This is a genomic window from Acidobacteriota bacterium, from assembly GCA_035471785.1.
GTDB lineage: Bacteria > Acidobacteriota > UBA6911 > RPQK01 > DATIPO01 > JANQFM01.
Window position 1 is genome coordinate 1 of sequence record DATIPQ010000078.1, and the last position, 21793, is coordinate 21793.

Annotated in this window: 20 protein-coding genes; 13 read left to right on the forward strand and 7 right to left on the reverse strand. The window is 62.7% G+C overall.

What is annotated here, in order from left to right:
* Positions 1–780 precede the first annotated feature (780 nt).
* The 4 genes from VLU25_11045 to VLU25_11060 all read left to right on the forward strand — a co-directional run bounded on the left by VLU25_11045 (position 781) and on the right by VLU25_11060 (position 4118).
* Positions 781–1815 carry a hypothetical protein gene (locus VLU25_11045; protein ID HSR68468.1) on the forward strand — a complete coding sequence of 345 codons (1035 nt, stop codon included), beginning with the start codon at positions 781–783 and terminating at the stop codon, positions 1813–1815.
* 648 nt (positions 1816–2463) lie between these two features.
* The gene (locus VLU25_11050) at positions 2464–2592 is read left to right on the forward strand and encodes a hypothetical protein (GenBank protein HSR68469.1); all 129 of its coding nucleotides are present in this window, start codon (positions 2464–2466) and stop codon (positions 2590–2592) included.
* Positions 2593–2810: 218 nt separating this feature from the next.
* Complete coding sequence (locus VLU25_11055; protein ID HSR68470.1) at positions 2811–3104, forward strand: hypothetical protein; 294 nt, start codon at positions 2811–2813, stop codon at positions 3102–3104.
* A gap of 441 nt (positions 3105–3545) precedes the next feature.
* Complete coding sequence (locus VLU25_11060; GenBank protein ID HSR68471.1) at positions 3546–4118, forward strand: nucleotidyltransferase family protein; 573 nt, start codon at positions 3546–3548, stop codon at positions 4116–4118.
* Here the strand turns inward: VLU25_11060 and VLU25_11065 are convergent.
* Together VLU25_11065 and VLU25_11070 are read right to left on the reverse strand one after the other, a co-directional pair.
* Positions 4115–6721: an FtsX-like permease family protein gene (locus tag VLU25_11065; GenBank protein ID HSR68472.1), complete on the reverse strand. Its 2607-nt coding sequence runs from the start codon at positions 6719–6721 to the stop codon at positions 4115–4117. The two genes, VLU25_11060 and VLU25_11065, sit on opposite strands and share 4 nt — an antisense overlap.
* A 6-nt stretch (positions 6722–6727) precedes the next feature.
* Positions 6728–7540: an ABC transporter ATP-binding protein gene (locus VLU25_11070; protein ID HSR68473.1), complete on the reverse strand. Its 813-nt coding sequence runs from the start codon at positions 7538–7540 to the stop codon at positions 6728–6730.
* Positions 7541–7681: 141 nt separating this feature from the next.
* Here VLU25_11070 and VLU25_11075 point away from each other — a divergent pair, with 141 nt between their 5' ends.
* The 3 genes from VLU25_11075 to VLU25_11085 are packed head-to-tail and all read left to right on the forward strand — an operon-like array spanning position 7682 to position 9235.
* A complete protein-coding gene (locus tag VLU25_11075) occupies positions 7682–8308 on the forward strand; it encodes an arylesterase (protein HSR68474.1) in 627 nt (208 codons plus the stop codon).
* 10 nt (positions 8309–8318) lie between these two features.
* On the forward strand, positions 8319–8852 hold the full coding sequence (locus VLU25_11080; protein HSR68475.1) for a macro domain-containing protein: 534 nt from the start codon (positions 8319–8321) through the stop codon (positions 8850–8852).
* Positions 8853–8887: 35 nt separating this feature from the next.
* Positions 8888–9235: a hypothetical protein gene (locus VLU25_11085; protein ID HSR68476.1), complete on the forward strand. Its 348-nt coding sequence runs from the start codon at positions 8888–8890 to the stop codon at positions 9233–9235.
* A 121-nt stretch (positions 9236–9356) separates the two neighbouring features.
* Here the strand turns inward: VLU25_11085 and VLU25_11090 are convergent, their stop codons facing one another.
* On the reverse strand, positions 9357–10961 hold the full coding sequence (locus VLU25_11090) for an alkaline phosphatase family protein (protein HSR68477.1): 1605 nt from the start codon (positions 10959–10961) through the stop codon (positions 9357–9359).
* Between the two features lie 86 nt (positions 10962–11047).
* Between VLU25_11090 and VLU25_11095 the strand changes: the two genes are divergently transcribed.
* The gene (locus VLU25_11095) at positions 11048–12382 is read left to right on the forward strand and encodes an amidase (GenBank protein ID HSR68478.1); all 1335 of its coding nucleotides are present in this window, start codon (positions 11048–11050) and stop codon (positions 12380–12382) included.
* 21 nt (positions 12383–12403) lie between these two features.
* On the forward strand, positions 12404–12940 hold the full coding sequence (locus VLU25_11100; protein HSR68479.1) for an NUDIX hydrolase: 537 nt from the start codon (positions 12404–12406) through the stop codon (positions 12938–12940).
* A 13-nt stretch (positions 12941–12953) separates the two neighbouring features.
* Here the strand turns inward: VLU25_11100 and VLU25_11105 are convergent, their stop codons facing one another.
* A complete protein-coding gene (locus VLU25_11105) occupies positions 12954–13739 on the reverse strand; it encodes an SDR family NAD(P)-dependent oxidoreductase (GenBank protein ID HSR68480.1) in 786 nt (261 codons plus the stop codon).
* A 3-nt stretch (positions 13740–13742) separates the two neighbouring features.
* Positions 13743–15317 carry a phosphoenolpyruvate carboxykinase (ATP) gene (pckA, locus tag VLU25_11110; protein HSR68481.1) on the reverse strand — a complete coding sequence of 525 codons (1575 nt, stop codon included), beginning with the start codon at positions 15315–15317 and terminating at the stop codon, positions 13743–13745.
* Between the two features lie 220 nt (positions 15318–15537).
* On the opposite strand from pckA, the gene VLU25_11115 reads away from it, so the two are divergent.
* The 3 genes from VLU25_11115 to tnpA all read left to right on the forward strand — a co-directional run bounded on the left by VLU25_11115 (position 15538) and on the right by tnpA (position 19135).
* Positions 15538–17106 carry a M20/M25/M40 family metallo-hydrolase gene (locus VLU25_11115; GenBank protein ID HSR68482.1) on the forward strand — a complete coding sequence of 523 codons (1569 nt, stop codon included), beginning with the start codon at positions 15538–15540 and terminating at the stop codon, positions 17104–17106.
* Between the two features lie 9 nt (positions 17107–17115).
* A complete protein-coding gene (locus VLU25_11120; protein HSR68483.1) occupies positions 17116–18315 on the forward strand; it encodes a hypothetical protein in 1200 nt (399 codons plus the stop codon).
* Positions 18316–18679: 364 nt separating this feature from the next.
* Positions 18680–19135, forward strand: coding sequence for an IS200/IS605 family transposase (tnpA, locus tag VLU25_11125; protein HSR68484.1), 456 nt, complete (start codon positions 18680–18682; stop codon positions 19133–19135).
* A gap of 439 nt (positions 19136–19574) precedes the next feature.
* On the opposite strand, the gene VLU25_11130 is transcribed toward tnpA, so the two are convergent.
* A complete protein-coding gene (locus tag VLU25_11130) occupies positions 19575–20399 on the reverse strand; it encodes a M23 family metallopeptidase (protein HSR68485.1) in 825 nt (274 codons plus the stop codon).
* A 182-nt stretch (positions 20400–20581) separates the two neighbouring features.
* The gene (locus VLU25_11135; GenBank protein ID HSR68486.1) at positions 20582–20884 is read right to left on the reverse strand and encodes an MTH1187 family thiamine-binding protein; all 303 of its coding nucleotides are present in this window, start codon (positions 20882–20884) and stop codon (positions 20582–20584) included.
* 41 nt (positions 20885–20925) lie between these two features.
* Between VLU25_11135 and VLU25_11140 the strand changes: the two genes are divergently transcribed.
* A complete protein-coding gene (locus tag VLU25_11140) occupies positions 20926–21753 on the forward strand; it encodes a transglutaminase-like domain-containing protein (protein ID HSR68487.1) in 828 nt (275 codons plus the stop codon).
* Positions 21754–21793 lie beyond the last annotated feature (40 nt).

The following is a 21793-nucleotide window of genomic DNA, read 5'->3' on the forward strand; positions in this document are numbered from 1 at the left end:
CGCCCGGCAGGATTCGAACCTGGAACACCTGGGACCTGCGGATTCGAAGTCAGAACCTAGTCAGAACCCCCGATCACGGTCGGCAAATCATTGAAAAGAAACCACTTGCGCGCTACAAGTTTTCGGCAAGTTTGGCTAATCGTAGCGAGCGACCTCATACCGCCGAGCAATAGAAGAAGATAAGAGGAGGCGATCCGGCTCGGATTGCCCCCTCGTGGCATCGGCGATAACCTTCGGGATCGAGAAACCCCCGGAGGTTGTCATGACCGACTACGCCAGTCTATTGCGGGACCACGTCACGCTCAAGTGCCGGTCGATCGACCTTCCTTCAGGCTTACGTACCTAAACTGCAGTCGGTGGGGCAGGTCTGCCGCTACCTGCGCTGGAACAAGGGATACAAGATACCGTCCTCGGCTGCCTTCGGCCAGATCGGCCAGCGCTACGTGAAGCAGATCCAGCAGTTCGCCGAGCAGAACAAGCTCCCCCTGGTCCGCTTCGAGAAGGGGCAGAACAAGGAGCAAACCGCCGCACCCTACCTGGAAGCCGCGGCACGGGAAGGCAAGGACCGAGTGGTGCTGATCGGCACTGCCCAGGAAAAGGCTTCGGTCTGGCGCTCTTGGAAGGGGAAGGGTCAGGAGAAAGCGGCTCACCCTCACATGGAATGGGGACGCCAGATGGCCTACGTCAACCACTTCTATTTCTACCTATGGGATTGCGAGTGGGGCAAGACGTTCTGGAAGAGCAACGCCTACGCCCCTTTTCCCATCTGGCTGTGGCTCAATGGCCGAATGGGCCAAGCAGCAGTTGGAGAAGGCCGGCATCGGCTACCTCAGCCTGGACAACGGCTTCCGCCGATGCGACGACCCGGATGCCCTGCAAGAGATCTGCGACCGGCTGGGTCCGGGGGCGGTCAAGAGCTTTTTCTGGAAGTGGCTGCAGCGGCTGCCCTCGCCCTTCGACGCCGAGGACTGGCGGGCCGGGATCGTCTACGATCTGGCCTTCCGCCAGTTCGAGGTCTCCGACACCTGCGTCTTCGACCGGCCTCAAGCCGGACGCATGTTCTTTGAGGGAGTCATCCGCGATCACTTGGACATCGGACGCCCCGAACAGGTGGCGCTGGTCTTCAACCGCCAGATCAACAAGAAGACGCCCGGCACTTTCCGCACCCGAGTGCTGACCGAGGGCGTCGATCCCACTGTGACCTGCTATTACAAGTCTTCGCGCCTGAAGCAATATTTCAAAGAAGGACGGGCCTTGCGCACCGAAACCGTCATCTGCGACAGCCGTGATTTCGGGGTCGGCAGACGCGTGTGCACCGAAAACTGGTATGCCCTGCGGGCAGTTGGCGAAGACGCCAACCGGCGTTTGTGCGACGCCGAAGCGAGCGACGCGCGCCCCGCCCCCGACGTGCTCACCTTCCAGCAGGTGAGCCGACCTTCCCGAACACCGGAGGGTCTGCGCGCTCCCGGCCTCCATTTCGGAGATCCCAGAGTGATGGCGCTGTTTGCCGCCATGGTGGGCTTCCTGTGCCTGGTGGACGGCTTCGACAATCCACGCCTGGTTGCGCAGGTGCGGGCCCTGCTCAACGCACCCTACACCAGCCGCCAAGCCACCTACGATCTCAGACGGCTCAGGCGAAAGGGCCTGATCCTCAAGATACCCGGCAAACGCAGGTACAGGCTGACCCCTTCCGGCAGAGGCGTCGCCGTCCTATTCCTCAAGACATACGGCAGGGTGCTGGCTCCAGGTCTGTCCGCCCTCGATCTGCGCTTGCCGGAAGACGTCGCCAGACGATGCCGACTGGCTACCGCATGACGCAACCTGGACCGGGCCCTTGATCGATTCATGGAGAAGCAGATGCTGGCTGCCTGACTCTTGACTCATTTGTGAACTTATCTTCGCGCAAGTGTCTCTAGATCGCGCGTTGTCCATCGCCGAAGATTCGGAGGTCCCGATGATCCAACCTACTTCGTGGAGCATGCGCTCTTCAGGTACGCGGTGGTGAGGATGAAGCCAAGGAGCACCTCCGACTGTACGCCGCCGCGTGCCAGAAACAGGCAGATGCCTTGACGCGGAAGGCGGAAGCCCACGAAAACACAGCCAGGAGTCGCGAAGCAGAGGCGGAGAAGATCCGGATCCCGATGGGGCAAGGCGTGGGTGGCGGTTTCATTGGGATGGCCGTTGCAGAACCTCGGATCCGCAAGGCGTCACTGCTCTATGAGGCCAGCTCCGAACGAAGTCAGGCTGAGCGGTTGCAGACAGAGGCCGACCAGTTGTCTACTGCAGCAGAGTGTGCTCGGGCCGTGATTGAGATCGCGAGTAAGCCCGCCTAACAACAACATGCAGCGGGCGGCCCTGCGCACCGCCGCTTATGCAGAGCGTTCGGCGGTCCAACGGCGAGCCCGGCAGAAGGATGCTCGACAAGAGGGACCATGAACGTGTTCAATCGGAGAGGATCTGACCGTGGCTGACGTCTTTGCCAGCATGCCCTTCAGCAAGGACTTCGTCTCTGTTTGGCGCGCCATTCAGGACGTGGCGACGAAGCACGATCTGAGCTCCTACCGAGTGGAAGAAGCCCGACCAGTGGGTTGAAGGGGGGCGGCCAGAGATTACAGGCAAGATTGATAGTTCTTAAGCTCGGAGGTCAGCAAATGCCATTGCCCGAGTTGAGTTCCGGTGAACTGCCAGTGGGGGTTCATAGGGCTTCGTTGCGGGAGACGCTTGAGCGGTTTGCCGTTGGGCATCCTCAACGGCTCGCTGTCGGACGGCGTTTGGAGCGACTATATCAGCTTGCCCTAGCGACCGGACACGTGACGCGCTTCGTCGTTTTTGGGTCATTCGTCACCGACAAGCCCGCACCCAATGATGTGGACGTGTTCCTCGTAATGGACGACGCGTTCGAAGCCGGCAAGCTAGAAGGCGAGACGGCTCTTGTCTTCGATCACGGTGCCGCGGGAGACCACTTCGGTGCCAGCGTGTTTTGGCTCCGTCGCCAAGCTGCCTTAGGAGGCGAGCAGGCAATGGTAGAATACTGGCAAGCTAAACGCGACGGCGGGAAGCGCGGAGTCGTCGAGATTGCCGAGTCGAGCGATGATAAGGAATGACCAGGAACTTGAAGCTACTCTAGAGCGGATTCGCCTTTTCCAAGCTCAAGTCAGGGAGCTGCGCGAAAGAGAGACCAATCCGACCAACTATCGGCTTTCTGCCTCCGGTTTCATTGCAGAGATTGACCGGATGCAACTAGAAGTCCGCGAATACCTCACACTGCTCCCATCGCAGATCAGGGCCTCCGCGTAGGTCTACGAATGGGGAGACAGGTCTGGGGCATTTTTAAAGGAAATAGTAGGCAAGCACGACACCGCTACCTACTATCGCGGCAATAACGCTCATAATTCAAGGCTGAGCCCCCTTTTTGAGACAAAGCCTCTTGGGACTTCGACCGTGAGGTCGAAGTGTGCCCGGCAGGATTCGAACCTGGGACACCTGGGACCTGCGGATTCGAAGTCCTCCGGTCGGCGGTGGGGGTATCGTGGCATGATTGGGGAATGATTGGCGTTGTGGTGTTGGCGGCGGGGGGTTCGCGGAGGTTGGGGAGGGCTAAGCAGCTTGTCGTTTGGGAAGGGGAGACGTTGCTGCGTAGGGCGGCCAGGACGGCCTTGGGGAGCGCTTGCGGGCCTGTGGTTGTGGTCTTGGGGCATCGGTTTGAAGAAATGCGGCGTGAAGTGAGCGGGTTGGATGTGCGGGTGGTGGTGTGCGAGGAGTGGGAGCAGGGGATGGGGAGATCGCTGGCTTGGGGGATTCGGGGGCTGGTTGAAGGTGAGGTTGAGGGAGAACTCAAAGCCGCTATTGTGATGACTTGCGATCAGCCGTTGGTGACGGCCGGTGTCTTGAACCGGCTCATTGAGGAGTGGGCTGAGGGGCGGCTGGTGGCAGCGTGCGAGTACGCGGGGACGGTGGGAGTCCCGGCGCTGTTTGATGCTTCGCTGTTCGAGGAGCTGATGGCGTTGAAGGGGGATCGGGGGGCTAAAGGGGTGATCCGAAAACATGGTGAGTCATTAGGGCTGGTTCAGTTCTCCGGAGGCGAGATCGATGTGGATGCTCCCGGGGATTTGCCTTAATGCACTTCTTCGGTGCGGAGGACTTCTAAGGGGGGACGGTCGAGGATGCCGCGGCTGTTGAGCATTCCGATGGCTACGGTCAGGAAGCCGACCAGCAGGAAGGCGCCGGCTAGGGGGAGCGGCGAGGGGGCGTAGTCGGTTTCGAAGGCGAAGACGGCCAGGGCCCAGCCGGCCACGATGGCCAGCAGAAGGCCGGTGAGGGCGGCCATGGCGCCCAGCGCCAGGTATTCGATGAGCAGAATGCGGCGCACCTGGTTGCGCGAAGCGCCCAGGGTGCGCAGCAGGACGCTTTCGCGGATGCGCTGGTAGCGTCCCGTGATGATGGCGCCGGCCAGCACGATGAGTCCGGTGATGACGCTGAAAAGCGCCATGAAGCGGATCACGAAGGCCACCTTGTCGAGAATCTCGTCGACGGTGGAAAGAATCAGCGACAGATCGATGGCCGAAACATTGGCGAATTCAGCCACCACGGCCCGCTGAGCCCGTCCCGAGGCTTCGGGCGATTCGGCACGCGCCACCAGCACGTGAAACTGCGGCGCCTCTTCCAAAACTCCGCGGGGAAAGACCACGAAGAAGGCCGGCTGAAAGCGCTCCCACTCGATGTCGCGGGTCGAACCCACCACGCATTCCACCGGCAATCCCTGCACGTCGAAGGTGATGCGGTCACCCACTTCGAGCCCCATCAGGGAGGCGATGCGTTGGTCCATCGAGATGGGGACGGGCGAGGTCCCCGGCTCGACACGTCCGGTGAATTCGCCTTCGGCCAGGGTCTCCGCGTCGTTGAGGTGGTCGCGGTAGGTCGAGCGGTATTCGCGCACGAAGGGCCAGCGCCGCCGCGCCGGTTCGTCGGGGCCGATTCCCCCGTCCTGCCCCTGGCGAGCCTGGCTGGAAGGCTGCTGGCGGGCTTCCGCCATCTCATCCAGAATCTCGCGCACGGGACGTCCCTTGACCGAGGCCACGCGCATGGTCACCATGGGCACCTCGTTGTCGATGACGATGCCTTCTTCCAGCACTTTCCGGCGCACTCCTTCAAGCTGGTCGGACTGGATATCGAAAAAGACCAGGTTGGGGCGGTTTCCCCCTGAGAGCCCTGAGACCTGTCCCAGCAGGCTTTCCTGCACCAGGAAAAGGGTGAGGATGAGGAAGGTGCCCAGTCCCAGCGCCAGCATCAGCACCAGGGTCTGATTGTGAGGACGGTAGAGATTGGCCAGCCCCTGGCGCAGCACGTATCCGGCCGAGCGGGGAAACCAGCGGCGGGTGGCGAACATGATGCCTTTAGCCACTCCGGCCAGCAGGGCGAAGACGGCGGCCAGTCCGGCCATGAACCAGGCGGCCTGCACCCAGTCGCGCAACTGGGCCCAGGCGAATGCGAAGACGGCCAGCGCGATCACCGCCGAGAGCAGCCAGCGCAAGGGATCGCGTCCGCTGCCCGAGGACTCGTAATCGGCCCGCAAGGTCAACAGCGGCGTAATGCGGCGCACGGGCAGCAGGGGCAACAAGGCAAAGAGCAGCGTCACACCCAAGCCCAGCGCCACACCCCATACCAGGGCCGCGGGCGAAATCGCGAAATCGATCTCCACGGGCAGGAAATCGACCAGCATGTAGGGCAGGACCATCTGCACGCCCAAACCCAGCAGTCCGCCCAGCAGGGCGCTGATCAGGCCCAGCCCGGCGGCTTGCAGCAAGTAGACGGTAAAGGTCTGGCGAGAAACCGCTCCCAGGCAACGCAGCACGGCGATGGTCGAGATCTTCTGCTTGAGGTAGAGATGGATGCTGCTGGCCACTCCGATGCCGCCCAGGAGCAGAGCCACGAAGCCCACCAGGTTGAGGAAACGGTAAAGATTCTCGATGGCGGCGCCCAACTCGCGCTTGCGCTCCTCCACGGTATCGATGCCCAGGCGCTCATCGCGGAAACGCTCACGGAGGTCTTCTTCGATGGCCAGCGGATCGAGTTCGGGGCTCAGCTTGAAAAAGGCCCTCCAGCGGGCGCGGCTTCCCAGCGTGATCAGTCCCGTCTCGGACATGTAGCCGTAGGGAATGTAGATGCGCGGACCCACCATGGCGGCCACGGGCGCCTCTCCGGGAATGTCGATAAGGCGTCCCAGAATCTCGAATTGCATGTTGCCCAGGCGGACCGTCTCACCCACCTGGGCGTCCATCTGTACCATCAACCCGTCGTCAACCAGGGCATAGCGCCCCTGTTGAAAGCGCCTGCCCGCATGAGGCGGATCAGTCTCCAACTCGCCGTAATAAGGGAATTGGCCCTCCAGAGCTCTCAACTGAACCAGGCGCGTACCGCCATTCTTTGGAAAGAAGGCCATGGTCGAAGTCGAGATCTGATGAGAGCGCTCAAGACTGATCTCATCGAAGGCCGCCAACAGCTCCTGGCTGAACTCGTCACGGCTCGATACTTCCAGGTCGGCGCCCAGCAGTTCTTTGGCCTGATGGTCGACGCGGTCGCGCAGGTTGGTGCCGAAAGAGGTAATGGCCACCAGAGCCGCCACGCCCAGGGTGATGGAGGAAACGAAGAGGAGCAGACGGCGCCGCGAGGCGCGGCTGTCGCGCCAGGCCATCTTCCAGATCCAGGGGGAAAATATCTTCATGGCCGGCTACTTGCGGAAGTTGATGACCTTGGCCGCCCTGCGGCTCTCCTGGCGCGCCTCTCCGCGTGCCGAGGACTCTTCGGCCGCCGCTTCACTGGCCGGCGCTGAGGCTTCACGCTCGACTTGAGGGGAACAGCCGGGCTGGTCCGACACCACGCGTCCGCCCTTGAGGCGGATGATGCGTTGGGTGCGTGCGGCCAGTTCCAGGTCGTGGGTGACCAGAACCAGGGTGGTTCCCGCGTCCTGGTTGAGACTCAAGATGAGTTGCTCGATCTTCTCGCCGGTTTCCTCGTCGAGGTTGCCTGTGGGTTCGTCGGCGAAGAGGATGCGGGGACGGTTGACGAAGGCCCGGGCCAGCGCAATGCGCTGTTGCTCACCGCCGGAAAGCTGGGGCGGAAAGTGGGTGGCGCGGTCATCCAGACCCACCATGGCCAGCAATTCCTGGGCGCGCTCGGCCACTCGTCTCTCGCCGCGCAGTTCCAGCGGCACCATGACGTTCTCGAGCGCCGTCAGGGTGGGGATCAACTGGAAAGTCTGGAAGACGAAGCCCACCCGCTGGTTGCGCAACTCTGCCAGAGCTTCTTCATCTTGATCTTGCAAGGGCACGCCGTCCAGCATTACGGTTCCCGAGGTGGGACGGTCGAGTCCGGCGCACAGGCCCAGCAAGGTGGTCTTGCCGCTTCCGGAGGGCCCCACGATGGCGCAGGTGGAACTTTCTTCAATGGTGAAGGTGACGTCGCGCAGGACCGTGAGTTGGCGTTCTCCGCTACGATAGGTCTTGGTAAGCGAGTTGACTGCGAGTATGCCGTTTCTCCGCATGAGCCTCCGCTCATTCTAGACGTTGGGCGACGAGAAAAGATTCCTCAATCGCCGGATCCGACGAGACGACGATAGGATTTTACGAATATGCGACGACTTTGTTTCTTTCCGCTGCCTCGGACATTGCTGACCGGATGGCTGATGGCCGTTTTCTGCCTCGGGAGCCTTTGGGCAGGCCCACAGGATCGGGAAAAGCCGCTGATTCTCTTTTTGGGAGACAGTTTGACGGCGGGTTACGGGCTGGATCCGGCCCTGGCTTTCCCGGCCCTCATTCAGAAGAAGATCGACCAGGAGGGTTGGTCTTTCGAGGTGCTCAACGCCGGACTCAGCGGCGAGACCTCGGCAGGCGGTCTGCGCCGCATCAAGTGGATCATGCGCCGGCAACCGGCCGTGATGGTGCTCGAGTTGGGGGCCAACGACGGACTCAGGGGCGTGCCGCTGCACAGCACGCGGCGCAACCTGCAAGGCATCATCGACCAGGCCCGCAGCGCCAATCCCGACATGAAGATCGTGCTGGCGGGCATGATGGTGCCTCCCAACCTGGGTCCCCATTACACCGAAACCTTCCAGTCCATGTTCGAAGAGCTGGCCGAGGCCAACGGACTGCCCCTGATTCCCTTCCTGCTGGAGGGCGTGGCGGCCCAACCGAACCTCAACCTGACCGACGGAATCCATCCCAATGCCGAGGGCCACAAGATCCTGGCCGAGAACGTTTGGGAGGTGCTCAAGCCGTTGTTGCAGGAGATGGTGGACGGGAGAACGAAATAGGAGGACAGCCATGCAGCGGTCGATGCAAGGACTGACGGTGGAGTGCCGGCAAGGCGACATTTCAAAGCAGGACGATGTGCAGGCCATCGTCAACGCGGCCAACGCCGCCTTGCGCCCGGGCGCCGGGGTAGCGGGCGCCATCCACGCCGCCGCCGGGCCCGGACTGGAGCAGGAATGTCGTCCGCTGGCGCCGATTCGTCCGGGTGAGGCGGTGATCAGCGGCGGCCACAATCTTCCCAACCGCTACGTCATCCACTGCCTGGGTCCGGTTTACGGACGGGACGAACCGTCCGACAAGCTGTTGGCCGACTGCTACCGCAACGCCCTCGAGCGGGCCGAAGAAAAGCACATCGCCTCGGTCGCCTTCCCCGCCATTTCCACCGGCGTCTTCGGCTACCCGCTGGAAGAGGCTGCCCGCGTGGCCCTGCAAACCGTCATCGACGCCGCTGGCCGACTGGAGCACGTCAAGACCGTCCGCTTCGTGCTTTTCAGCACCTCCGACCTGGAGGTGCACGAACGCGTGTTGGAAGAGTTGACGGCTTAAAGGGAATGACAGGGGTGGCGGCTACCCTTCGGTACGTGAAGGAAACGAGCAGCCCAGGCCCGGCGTCCCGCGAAACTCAAGTCGAACCCTCAGGCGCCGAGTGCGTCTGGTGCGGCAGCGGCCTGCAGGCGGAAGAGCAGCCCTGCGGGCTGACGACGCGCTTCCACAAGCCTATCGCCGTGCGGCCCGGAGAGGTCAAAAAAATCCCCATCTCCATCGCTCATGCGCGGCGCACCGTGGCCGGCTATGTGCAGCGGCATCCCGCCCCCGCCGAGAAGGCTTTGCTGCTCACCTTTCCTACCTGCAGCCAGTCCTGTGCCGAGACGCTTTTTCAAACGCTTGAGCGGGAGAGGCGGGTTTTTACGGTGCCCTTGGCCGGGTGACGGGGTGCTGGCTGGGGCTTCTGAGCAGTATCGTAGCGCTCCCTCCATCGCCGCGAGGATGCGCCTCCCACGGTTGCTGCGGACCAGTGTGCGGTTGAGACCATCGCGAAGGACCTGCCACCTAAGGCAAGGCCTCCCACAACGGTTCGCCGGTGGCGCCTGCAGGGTAGGCGATTCCCAGGACCTGGCAGAGGGTGGGCACGATGTCGAGGGGGTCGACCTTGCGGTAGAAAGTCCCCTTTTTCAAGCCCGGTCCGCGCAGCAGGATGGGCACCCGCCGGTCATAGGCATGAGGCGTCCCGTGCGTCGTGGTCAGATCGCCCGGAAAGTGGTGAGGATTGAAGATGACGAGCACGTCGCCGCCGCGCTTGGGATGATACCCGTTGGCCAGCAACCGTCCTAGTTCATTGGGCGGATACTCGCCCTCAAGCAAGGCTGTGCGGGTGTAGACGGAGTGAACGGCCTGGTTGAGTCCGAGCACCTGGGCGGCGAGGTCAGACACCCTTTCGGCGTCGCCTTCCGCCAGTTCTTGGACGGCGTCCAGATTGAGGTAGACTTCGCTCTTGTTGAAGCCCCAGATCCAGTCAGCTTGGCCATAGATACTGTCGAGCATCTCGTCCACGGGACTGAGGAATTGCTCGGGAAGCACCCGTCCCGCTTCCACACCGGCTCGCTGCAGACGCTCGGGGACGGGGGTGACGCCGTGATCGGCGGTGAGCACGATGAGCGTCCGCTCCAGCCCCACCCGGCTGTCCAGGGCAGCGAAGAAGTCGGCCAGAAGACGGTCGCTGCGCACGGTGATGTCGAGCAATTCGGGGCTGAAGGGACCGAAGTCGTGTCCCGTATAGTCGTTGGACGAGAGACTGAAGAGAAGCAGATCGGGAATTTCGTCCTGGCCCAGTCCCCCGGTCTTCAGGGCCTCCTGCAAGGTGGCGAAGAGCATCTCGTTGGCGGGCGGACGGCGGGCCAGGTGATTGTAGAAATTGGGGTCGGCGGGGGTGCCGTAGTCGTGGGCGAAGGCTACTCCCGTCGTTTCAGGCCAGGGCAGCAGATGACGGTAGCGCTGGCTGTCCAGCAGGGGCGTCCACTGCTTGCCTGAGGACGCGTCCATGGGCTTGGAATCATTGATGCGAACGGCCCATTCAGGCAAGGAGCCGTAGTTTTCGTTGCTGGTCCACAGGCCCGTATGGCGGTCGAGCCAGAGCACATGGTCGGCTTGGCGTCCGCCCATCAAGATCGACACGTAATCCTTGACAGCCAGCGACACGACTTTCGACTTGCCCTCCCAACTGGTTTTCATCTCGTCGCCCAAGGTGGGCGCCATGAGCCGGTCGGGGCCGCGGGGTCCTCCCTCTTTTCCCAGGACGCAAGTCCAGAGATATCGCCGTTCCTCCCGGTCATACCAGTCGTTGCCGATGATGCCGTGGACGGCGGGAACGGCGCCCGTCAGCAGCGAGGCGTGACCGGGACAGGTGAAGGTGGAGTAGTGCTGAAAGGCGGCGGCCCGGTAGTCCGCACCTTCTTCGGCCATGAAACGGTAGCCGCCGGGCCGGCCCTGCTCGTCTCGGGGCGGAAGGTAGAGGTCGGCGAAGCGCGACAGATAATCGGCGCGATACTGATCGACGGTAATGAAGACCACCAGACGCGGCCGCTCGGCGCTCAGAGTCGGGACCGTGAGGCAGGCCAAAAGGGTGACGGCGGTCAGGAAAACAGCAATTCGGTTCATCTTGGTCCTCCGGCGCAGCGAGAGATGAGAGGCTACAATGTCGGACGTTTATGAGCGAGGACGCCTTTCCAGCAGGTGAACCCCTGATGACAGTCTTGGCGCGGCTTGAGTCCGGCGAGGTGACCAGCCGCGATTTGGTTGAAACGGCTTTGCGGCGAATCGGCCATCCGCAAGGCCAAGGCCGCGTCGCCTACCGTCAAGTGTACCGCGAAAGAGCCCTTGAGGCGGCTGAGCGGTGCGACGCCATCAGAGCCGGCGGCGGCGGACGGGCGCTGACGGGTGTGCCGATCTCCTTCAAGGATCTCTTCGACGTGCCCGGAGAGGTCACCTTGGCGGGATCGACGGTGCTCAAGAGCGCACAAGCGGCCACCCGCTACGCTGCCGCGCTGGAGCGCCTGCTGGCCCAGCAGGCCGTCCTCATGGGACGCACCAACATGACCGAGTTCGCCTTCTCGGGACTGGGACTCAACCCCCACTACGGCACCCCGCTCTCGCCCTGGAGGCGGCAAGAGGAGCGCATCGCCGGCGGCTCCACCAGCGGCGGCGCGGTTTCGGTGGCCGAAGGCATGGCGCTGGCGGCCCTGGGCAGCGACACCGGCGGATCGGTGCGCATTCCAGCCACCTTCTGCGGCCTGACCGGCTTCAAGCCCACGGCCCGACGCATCTCGACCCGGGGGGCTTTTCCCCTCTCCTGGACTCTCGACTGCGTCGGCGTCATCGCTCCCACGGTAAACTGCTGCCGCTTGCTCGACGGTGTCCTGTCGGCCCAGGAAAAAGAGCAGAAGCGGGCGGGCGAACTCTCCCGACTGCGCATCGGAATACCCACCTGCTTGGTCATGGAGGGGTTGGATCCAGAGGTGGAGCGTACCTTCGCGGCCGCACTTGAACGCCTGGACCAGGCCGGGGTGCGGGTAGAAGAGGTGGCCTTGCAAATGCTGCACGAGATCCCGCGCCATTACCGGCAGGGCGGCCTGCTGGCAATCGAGGCCTATGCCGCTCACCGGACGCTCCTGGAAAGGTCGCGCCATGAGTACGATCCGCGGGTGGCGGTGCGCATCGAGACGGGGCGGGGACGTCTGGCCGCCGACTACCTGGACCTCCTTCGCCAACGTCAGGCATTCATCGAGCGGCTGGAGCGGGAATGCTCCGGATTCCACCTGCTGGCCTGGCCCACGGTAGCCGTCCTGCCCCCGCGCCTTAACGACCTGCAAGACGACGAAGTCTATTTCTCGACCAATGTCATAGTGCTGCGCAACACTTCCGTGGCCAACTTTCTCGACCGTCCCGCCTTGAGCATCCCGCTGCGGGGACGGCACGGCGCTCCCGTCGGATTCATGCTCAGCGCCCCCGCCATGGACGACCGCCGCCTGCTCGATCTGGGCTGCGCGCTGGAGCCGGCGCTGAGAAGCGAGGGCGCCTGAGCGTCCGCCTTCAGGAGTCTCATGAACGACCTGAAACCTTATAAAGTGCTGAAACGTGAAGAAGTCTACCAGGGCAAGATCGTCGACTTGCTGGTCGACACCGTGGAGATCGACGGCAAGCAGTATTTGCGCGAGGTGGTCAGGCATCCCGGAGGTGTCGTGGTCCTGGGGCGCCGGGCGGACGGCAAGATAGCCTTCGTGCGCCAGCACCGCTACCCGCCCGATGAAATCGTCCTGGAACTGCCTGCCGGGAAACTCGACCCGGGCGAAGAGCCGCCCCAGGCCGCCGCCCGCGAACTGGAGGAGGAAACCGGCTACCGCGCCGAGGACTTGCGCCACGTCAACAGCTTCTATTCCACTCCCGGCTTCTGCAGCGAGATCCTGCATCTCTTCTTCAGCAACCGGCTGTCCCCCGGCGGAAAGGCCCAGGGAGAGGAGGACGAGATCCTCAACGTCGAGTTCCATACCCTGCAGGAGGCCCTGCAAATGGCCCGCCAAGGCCAAATCCGCGACGCCAAGACCCTGGTCGGCCTCTACTGGCTCCAGAGCGAAGGTTAAGCCCTTGCTCAGCCTAGCGGTTTCGGTTGATGAACCAGGCCACCAGGCGGGCGGTGAGGTTGGGGAAGAAGCGGTTGAGGCGCCAGAAGAACCGTCCCGGAAACGTCAGGATGACGACCCTCTTGCGCCGCTCCACCGCCTTGACGATGGCCCGCGCCACCGTCTCTGGCGGATCGCCGCCTACCCGGTTGAACATCGATGCGCTCTCGGTCCGCACTGAAGACGACGCAAACTCGGTCTTGGTGTAGCCGGGACAGATGAGACTGACCTCCACACCCGAACCGTGCAACTCGCCCCACAGAGCCTCGGCCATGCCGACCTGGGCGAACTTGGTGGCGCAATAGGTCGAGGAAAGGGGCAGAGCTGTCTTGCCGATGACGCTGCTGACCACCACGATGTGTCCCCGGCCTTGTTGCTGAAAATCAGGCAGTGCGGCGTGGATCGACTCGTAGCCGGACTGGTAGTTGACCTGCCAGAGGCGCGCCATCTGGGCAGGATCGATCTCCTCGAGGGGCCCGTAAAGACCGTAGCCCGCGTTGCAGATGAGAACGTCCAGTCCCTGCAGCGTCTCTTTTCCCGCTTCGACAACCTCGGCCCCTTTGCCTTCGATGCTGAGGTCATGCAGGCCCGCCTCGGCTCGGACGGCCCCCAGCTTCAGGCATTCCCCAACCACCGCCTGCAGGCGCTCCCCGCGACGGGCCACCAGGTAAAGCGCAGCACCCCGCTTGGCGAAGGCGTAGGCGACCGCTTCCCCGATCCCCGAGGAGGCGCCGGTGATAATGATCTTGCCGCCGGTCATGGCCTAGACACGCGGACCGGCGTCGAGGATCTCCTGATCCACTTCGAACTTGCCGATGTTGCGCTTGAAGCCCTGAGCCAGATGGACGGCCTTGGCGTCGTAGGCCGAAGCATCGGCCCAGGTCGACTTGGGATTGAGAAGCTCTGAGGGAACGCCGGGGCAGTGCTGGGGCACGTCCACCTGAAAGACCGGGTGGGATTTGAACTCGGTGTCGTCGATGGCGCCGGAAAGCGCCGCCGAGATCATGGCCCGAGTGTAAGGCAGGCTGATGCGTTCGCCTACGCCGTGGGGCCCGCCGGTCCAACCGGTGTTGACCAGGTAGACGCGGGAACCGAACTCGTTGATCTTGCGCGCCAGAAGCTCAGCATAGCGCTGGGGGTGAAGGGGCAGAAAAGGGGCTCCGAAACAGGCCGAAAAGGTGGCCTCGGGTTCGGTGACGCCGGTTTCGGTCCCGGCCAGCTTTGAGGTGTAGCCGGAGATGAAGTGGTACATGGTCTGCTCCCGCGAGAGGCGGGAGATGGGCGGCAGCACTCCGAAGGCGTCGGCGGTCAGAAAGATGACCACGCCGGGATGCCCTCCAACACTGGGCACTACGGCGCCGGGAATGTGCTCGATGGGATAGGCGGCGCGGGTGTTCTCGGTTTTGTCCTTGCGGTCGTAGTCGACCTGGCGGGTCTCCTTGTCGAAGACCACGTTTTCCACCACGGCCCCAAAACGGATGGCATCCCAGATCTGGGGCTCGTTCTGGCGTGAGAGGCGAATGCACTTGGCATAGCATCCACCCTCGAAATTGAAGATGCCGTTGTTGGACCAGCCGTGCTCGTCGTCACCGATCAGACGGCGTTGCGGATCAGCCGAGAGGGTGGTCTTGCCGGTGCCCGAAAGCCCGAAGAAAAGAGCCGTGTCGCCGCTCTCGCCCTTGTTGGCCGAGCAATGCATGGACACCACGCCCTTCTTGGGCATCAGGTAGTTCATGACGCTGAAGATCGATTTCTTGATCTCGCCGGCGTATTCCGTGCCTCCGATCAGCACCAGGCGGCGGGCGAAGCTGACCAGAATGAAGACTTCCGAATTCGTTCCGTCGGTCTCCGGGTGGGCCTTGAATCCGGGCACAGAGATGACGGTGAAGCCGGGTTGGTGGTCTTCCAACTCTTGAGGCTGGGGACGAATGAAGAGCTGTCTGGCGAACAGATTATGCCAGGCTCTTTCGGTCACGATGCGAACCGGCAAGCGATACTCGGGATCGGCTCCCGCAAAGCCGTCGAAAACGAAGAGGTCGATACCCTGAATGTAGGCTTCCACCTTCTCCCGCAAGCGCGAGAAGGCTTCGGGCTGGAAGGGGCGGTTGACCGCCCCCCACCAGATATCGTCCTTGTAGTGGGGATCTTCGACGATGAATTTATCGTTAGGCGAACGACCCGTGCGGTCTCCTGTCTCGGCGCAAAACGCTCCGCTGGAAACCAGCACTCCCTCGTCCCTTCGCAGCCCGGCCTCGATCAGTCGGGGGGTGGTCAGGTTGGCAAGGAGCCGGGAACGGGAGAGGTCGATCGGATGTTGTCCCTTGGTTGTGTTGTTCATGTCTTGTAGCCTGTCGGAAAATGATGGAACCGCGCAGGTGGGTTCCACGTGCCAATCAAGGTTTCTATAAAACTACATCGCAGGTTGCGAAGCAAGAAAAGCGCGCCCTGCAAGGCTCGATCTCGAAAAACGCCCGGCCGACGATCAATCGGGTAGGATATAACATCACAGCCTATCGCCGAAGGCGTTTTGCTTGGCGCCAACACGGGAGGAAAACTTGATGAAGAAGCTATTCGCAGTGGCTCTGGCCCTCATCCTGCTCCAGGGCTGGCCGGCACTGGTGTCAGCCGAAGAAGCCGTCGACCTGGTGGCCGTCTCCAAGATCCGCGAGGAAGGACTGGAGCGTTCCGAGGTCATGGACACTCTCTTTCAACTCACCGACGTCTCGGGACCGCGACTCACGGGTTCGCCCGGACTGCGGCGGGCCCTGGTATGGAGCCGGGACCAGTTGGAAGAATGGGGACTGGAGAACTCGAAGCTGGAGCCCTGGGGAGAGTTCGGACTGGGCTGGACGCTCAAGCGCTTCGAAATGCACATGACCGAGCCCTACTACTCGCCCATCATCGCTTACCCCAAGGCCTGGACGCAGGGTACGGGCGGACTCATCAGCGGCCAACCGGTGCTGGTGGACGCTGAGGATATGGAAGGGCTGGAGGAGTTCAAAGGCGAGTTGAAAGGCAAGATCGTGCTCATGCCGCTGAACCGCGAAGCGCAAGTCGGTTTCGAAGCCGACGCCCGTCGCCGCAGCGCCGAGGACCTGGAAGAGATGGTGCAGATCGAGCCCCGAGGCAACCGTCCCGACCGCTCCCGTTTCGCCCGCTTCCGTGAAATGCGGCGGCTGCGCAACGCCATGATCAAGTTCTTCCGCGAGGAGCAAGCGGCGGCGGTGCTGGAGCCCGGATTCCGGGGCGAACACGGCACCCTCTTCGTGACCGCCGGAGGCACCTGGCGCTCAGCTCAAGACATCGGTCCTGCTTCAGCCGTGGTGGCCACTGAGCACTACGCCCGCATCCTGCGCCTGCTCGATGAGGACATTCCCGTCCGCCTGGAATTGAACATCGACGTCGAGGTGCATGACGGCGACCCCACCGAGTACAACGTGATCGCCGAGATTCCCGGCACCGATCCCCGGCTCAAAGACGAGGTGGTGATGCTGGGAGCCCACATCGATTCCTGGCACGCCGCCACCGGCAGCACCGACAACGCCGCCGGCTGTGCCGTCATGATGGAAGCCGTACGCATCATCAAGAAGCTGGGCCTCAGTCCGCGCCGGACCATCCGCATCGGGCTTTGGACGGGCGAAGAGCAAGGATTGATGGGCTCGCGCGCCTACGTCACCGAAAACTTCGCCGACCGCTGGTCGTTGGAAACCAAGCCGGCCCACCAGAAGTTCTCGGCTTACTACAACCTCGACAACGGGACAGGCAAGATCAGGGGCGTCTACCTGCAAGGCAACGCCGCCGTGGCTTCCATCTTCGAGGCTTATCTGGAACCTTTTCATGACCTGGGCGCCACCACTTTGACCATGCGCAACACCGGGGGCACCGACCATCTGGCCTTCGACGCCGTGGGGCTGCCCGGCTTCCAGTTCATTCAGGATCCCATCGCCTACTCGTCGCGCACCCACCACACCAACATGGACCTCTACGATCACGCCATCGCCAGCGATTTGATGCAGGCGTCCGTCCTGGTAGCGTCCTTCGCCTATCACACCGCCCAGCGCGACGAGAAGCTGCCTCGCAAACTGATGCCCAAGCCGCGTCCGCGTCCCGACAACGATACGCGCTAGACTGGGAGGGTGCGGCGACTTACCTTCATCTGGGGGCTGGTCTTGAGCGGTTCGATGCTTCAGACCAGCCTGCTGGCCCAAACCTTCGATTGGGGCGGCTCCCTGCGCTGGTATCAATTCCTGCGCCTAGAGGACGCCCAAGATGAGGTTTTCGGGGAGCGCCGTGACACCGAGTTCGGATCGGCTCGCTTTACCTTGCAAAGCGAGTGGGGAGCCCACGTGGTCTTCGAGTCCCACGCCGTGCTCGACTTCCTCTCCCCTCCCATGCTCGCGGCCGCCAGTACGGCCACGGGACGCAGCCAGACCTACCTCCCCTTGCAGCACGACTTCACCGACAGTTCCGACTACGACCTGAGCGGCCGCTTCGACCGCCTCAATCTGCAATTCAACTTCGAAAACGCCCGCGTGGTGGCCGGACGCCAGGCCATCACCTGGGGGGTGACCTACTTCTGGCCCGTCATGGACCTGTTCTCCTCCTTCGCTCCCGAGCGTATCGACCGCGATTACAAAGAGGGGGTGGACGCGCTGCGCCTCACGGTTCCGCTGGGGTCGTTCTCGGAAGTGCAGGTCGTGGGCGCCGTCCTGGGCAGGGGATTCAGCGACGACCAGGCCTTGGCCGCTCAGGCCCGCCTCTACCTGGGACGCCTCGACCTGGGACTCATGGGAGGCAAGTTCCACGGCGACACGGTGGCGGGGTTTTTCATCACCACCGGCTTGGGCGGATCGGCGCTGAGAGGCGAGGCCACCTGGACCGATTCCGGAGACCCCCGCGACCGCCTGCTGGGGCGCTCCAGCTTCTGGAGGGCTTCAGTCGGAATCGACCGTCAGCTCAATCCCGACGTGGGGGTGACGGTGGAGTTTTCCTACAACGGTTTCGGCGCCTCGGATGCCGACGAATACCTGCTCATCGCCCAAGCCGATCGGGTGCAGCGGGGCGAGGTCAACGCATTGGGCCGCTACTACACGGGCGCGGCCCTCAACTGGCAGATCCACCCGCTCTGGACTTTCAGCAACACCCTGCTGGTCAACTGGCAAGACCCCTCCGCGTTTCTCATCCCCGCCTTGCAATGGTCGAGCAGCGACAACTCCACCTTCCTGCTGGGGATGCAAGTAGGCATCGGCGGCCAACTCGACCGTACCTTGTCTCCCCGTTCCGAATACGGCCCCGCCCCCGCCACCCTCTTCACCGCCTTCACCTGGTATTTCTAGCGAGCTGCCTCATACCGCCGAGGGCAATTGAGCCTTCACCGCCGTCGCTGAAACTTGACCCGTGTGTGAACTTGTTGGCCACCTGGTGGCCCTAGCCGCTCATGAGGTGTCGAGCCACTACGCCAGGCAACTCCCCGCAAGCAGCCACCGTGTTGATATCCAAGTCCCGGCTCGCTGAAGGCGAGCGATTCGCCAGCCCAGGGAGGAGCCCGCGGCCAAGCGGAGCGCGGCAAGGGCGTATCCCTGGGTCACCACGATCTCTCCCATCCACGCTGAAAGTGTGGGATAACCTTAAAGGCTGGCTCGAAGCTTCAGGATTCTCATCCTTCTAAATTGTGCCCCTATACAACCCTGGAGATCCGTAATGCCCCAATCGCTGGCCCAACTCTGGATTCACATCATATTTTCGACCAAGGCACGCTATCCCTTCTTCCAAGATCCCCTTCTTCGAGACGAGGTCTTCGCATATCTCTCTGAAGTTTGCCGGAGGGTGGATTGCCCGTCCGCATTGACGGGCGGACACCGGGATCACGTTCATATCCTTTGCCGCCAGTCCAAGAACCTTTCAACCTCCCAGTTGGTCGGGGAACTCAAACGCCAGTCCTCCAAGTGGATTAAGGCCAAGGGCGGCATGCTCTCCAAGTTCTATTGGCAAGGGGGCTACGGGGCCTTCTCCGTGGGTCCGTCCCAATTGGGGCCGATCAAGGATTACATTCGAAAGCAAGAAGAGCACCACAAGCAGGTGGATTTCAAAACCGAGTTCCGCAGGTTTCTGGACAGGTATCAGGTTGCCTACGATGAAAGGTACGTGTGGGATTGAGAAGTGTACCCGGCGCATTATCTCACCCCTTCAGGGTTCGTTTTTCCTCCGATTCGAAACCCAGGGTTCCGCCCTTGCCGCGCTTCGCTTGCCGCGGGCTGCACCCTGGGCTGGCGAATCGCTCGCTTTCAGCGAGCCCGGACCTGACCCTCAACACAGTCGCTGCCCTGCCCCCTCCCCCAGCCTTGCGCTCCCCAGGGGCGGGAAGCGCGAATCGCTCGCCTCAGCGGGCCCGAACGAACCCCGGCGAGCGCCCTCGTTGCAAACTCAAGTCCGGCTCGCTGAAGGCGAGCGATTCGCCAGCCCAGGGAGGAGCCCGCGGCCAAGCGGAGCGCGGCAAGGGCGTATCCCTGGGTCACCACGATCTCTCCCATCCACGCTGAAAGTGTGGGATAACGTTGAAACAATCAGCCTGAGTCAGAACTTCCGACGCGTAGCGCTAATGAGCTTCCGGCCCGAGCAGCTCCATCAGGGCCAGGGGGTCGACGCGGGCGTTGTCCAGGCGCACGGCGTAGTGCAGGTGGGGGCCGGTGACGCGTCCGGTGGACCCGGTCAGGCCCAGTACCTCGCCGCGCTCTACCATCTGTCCTTCATCCACCTTGAACTCCGACAAGTGGGCGAAGAAGCTGTAGAGTCCCAGGCCGTGATCGAGGATAACGGTGCGTCCGGCGAAGTAGAGATCGCGGGCCAGCACCACCTTTCCGGCGTTGGGAGCCTTGACGGGCGTGCCCGAGGGAGCCGAGAAGTCGGCGCCCGTGTGGGGGCTGCGGGGCTTTCCGTTGAAGATGCTGCGCTTGCCGAAACTGTCGCGGTTGACGCGTCCCGGTACGGGCGCTACGAACTCGCCCCGCCAGTAGCGCTGGGGAGTCGAAGTGTGAAAGAGGTCAACCAGCAAGCGCGATTCGCGGGCGATTCGCTCCTGCGTCTCGGGCGGGGGATCGACATACTTGGGCGCGACCGTCAGTTTGCGGGTGGGAAACGTCTTGTCCTCGATCCAGAGCACGTGCTGAGTCCGCAGGGTCCGGCCTGAATCCGGGCCGCTCTCCTCGAGCAGTGCCGTAACCTCGACCGGATAGGTGCCCGGTTTCACGTCCAGGTCGATTCCCAGCAGGACTTCCCAGCGGCCCTCATCGCGGCGGTAGCCCCTGACCTGGCTGCCGAAGGCCGCAGCCCGCACATCGCGCAGCTCCAGGCGAGAGCCGGCGGGGCTTTCTCCGTCTCCGGCTTCAGGGTGGTCGGTGACAGGCGCCTCGACTCCCAGCACCACCACTTCTCCCGGCTGCAGAGCACGCGCCCGATGAGTGACTTGAAGCTCCGCTTGGGGGGCTCGGAGCGCCGCCCCGGGCGCCGAGAACGACGGTGGAGCCGCCCAACAAAGCGTTATCAGGATGATCAAGCGCCGGCTAAGACCTGTTTCTCCCACCATTTCCGCTTCACCTCGAGGTTTTAGGCGTCCGTCTTTTCACGCACGCTGTCCACCTTGTAATCCATGCTTGTGTCCTTATCGGTCCGAGTCCCCAGCCGCATGCTGGCCGTGACGCGCGGGGCGCCCATGGAGTGAACTTTTTCGAAGCATTGCTTGACCGCATCCATGACTTCGTCCCACTCGCCCTCGATGTTGGTGCCCGAAGCGTGCATGTGGGTCTTGAGGCCTGCTTCCTTCAACACTTCCTGGCAGGCCGCGATATACTGGGAAAGGCTAAGTCCCACGCCAAGCGGGACAATCGATAAATCAATGATGACTTTCACGCTCTGCTCCTTGTTCGAGGCCAGAGTACCAAATCCGCGGGATGAGCATTCCATTGGACGATTTTCTGGAGGCGGTCGAGGGTCCTTCGCGCCACTGGGACCTTCTGGAAATCTCCCTCCAGCTGTGCCGCGCCGCTTATCCCGATGACGACCTCAAGGGGGCCCGCCGCACCGTGGACGACCTGGGCCAAAGCGTCCTGAATCACCCCGAGGCCGGGGGCGAGGCCTTTCAGAAGATCAACGCCCTTAACGAAGTGATCTATGAGGACTTCGGACTAAAGGGCGATACCGAAGACTTCTACAATCCCGACAACAGTTACCTGTCGCGCGTCTTGGAGCGCAGGCGGGGAATCCCCATCAGCCTCTGCGTGCTCTACCGCGAATTGGCGGAGCGCATCGGACTGCATCTGGACTCGGTAGCCATGCCGGCCCACTTTCTGCTGCGCCACAGCATGCCTTACCGCAACATCTTCCTGGATCCCTTCAGCCGGGGAAAGATCCTTTTAGAAGACGGCTGCCGGGAGTTGCTGGAGGACCTGTCCCGCAATTCCATCGATTTCCGCAGCGAGTTCCTGCAGCCGGCCTCCAACCGCACCGTAGTGCTCCGCATGCTGGCCAACCTCAAGCAGATTTACCGCCAAGGCGGCAACCGCCGCTTGCTGATCGAGGTGCTGGACCGCCGCATTCCTCTGCTCGACGATCCGTCATACGAGGTGCTGGAAAGAGGCTTGCTCTACTTCGACCTGGATCAGTACGGCGAAGCTCTTCGCGATCTGGAAGGTTTTCTGCGCACTTCCAGCAACGAAGAGCTCAAGCGGCTGATCGAAGAAAAACTGGGCGAAGTGCGCCGGCTGGCCCGAACCCATTGACGGCCAGGGGATTTCGACCCCACTGCGCCAGAGCCGCTAT